Raw genomic sequence first — 1,144 nt, forward strand, 5'->3', positions numbered from 1 at the left:
AGAATACCGAGGCGATCGGGCGAACTGTGGTTAAGGAACTCGGCAAATTGCCCCCGTAACTTAGGGAGAAGGGGGGCCGGAGACGTGAAGCCCCGCGCGGGTGGAGCGTTGTATGGCCGCAGAGAGCAGGGGGAAGCGACTGTTTACTAAAAACACAGGTCCATGCGAAGAAGTAATTCGATGTATATGGACTGACGCCTGCCCGGTGCTGGAACGTTAAGGGGACCTGTTAGCTCTTTCGGGGGCGAAGCGGAGAACTTAAGCGCCAGTAAACGGCGGTGGTAACTATAACCATCCTAAGGTAGCGAAATTCCTTGTCGGGTAAGTTCCGACCTGCACGAATGGCGTAACGACTTCCCCACTGTCTCAACCACAGGCCCGGCGAAATTGCAGTACGAGTAAAGATGCTCGTTACGCGCGGCAGGACGGAAAGACCCCGGGACCTTTACTATAGCTTGACATTGGTACTCGAATTAGCTTGTGTAGGATAGGTGGGAGCCGGTGAAGTCCATACGCCAGTATGGGTGGAGGCAATCTTGAAATACCACTCTGGTTGATTTGGGTATCTAACTTCGGACCGTTATCCGGTTCAGGGACAGTGTCTGGTGGGTAGTTTAACTGGGGCGGTTGCCTCCTAAAAGGTAACGGAGGCGCCCAAAGGTTCCCTCAGCCTGGTTGGCAATCAGGTGTTGAGTGCAAGTACACAAGGGAGCTTGACTGTGAGACTGACAGGTCGAGCAGGGACGAAAGTCGGGACTAGTGATCCGGCACTTGCGAGTGGAAGCGGTGTCGCTCAACGGATAAAAGGTACCCCGGGGATAACAGGCTGATCTTCCCCAAGAGTCCATATCGACGGGATGGTTTGGCACCTCGATGTCGGCTCGTCGCATCCTGGGGCTGTAGCAGGTCCCAAGGGTTGGGCTGTTCGCCCATTAAAGCGGTACGCGAGCTGGGTTTAGAACGTCGTGAGACAGTTCGGTCCCTATCCGCCGTGCGCGTAGGATACTTGAGAAGGGCTGTCCCTAGTACGAGAGGACCGGGACGGACGAACCTCTGGTGTGCCAGTTGTCCTGCCAAGGGCACGGCTGGTTAGCTACGTTCGGAAGGGATAACCGCTGAAAGCATCTAAGCGGGAAGCCTGCTT

At 55.6% G+C, this 1,144-nt stretch carries 1 rRNA gene (only partly in view); it reads left to right on the forward strand.

The features are described from left to right. Positions 1-1,144 (forward strand): 23S ribosomal RNA (locus ACFYPM_RS32155); its annotated part reaches 1,939 nt to the left of the window's first position; the annotation flags it as partial.

The sequence above is a fragment of the Micromonospora sp. NPDC005203 genome (genome assembly GCF_042872705.1).
Lineage (GTDB): Bacteria > Actinomycetota > Actinomycetes > Mycobacteriales > Micromonosporaceae > Micromonospora.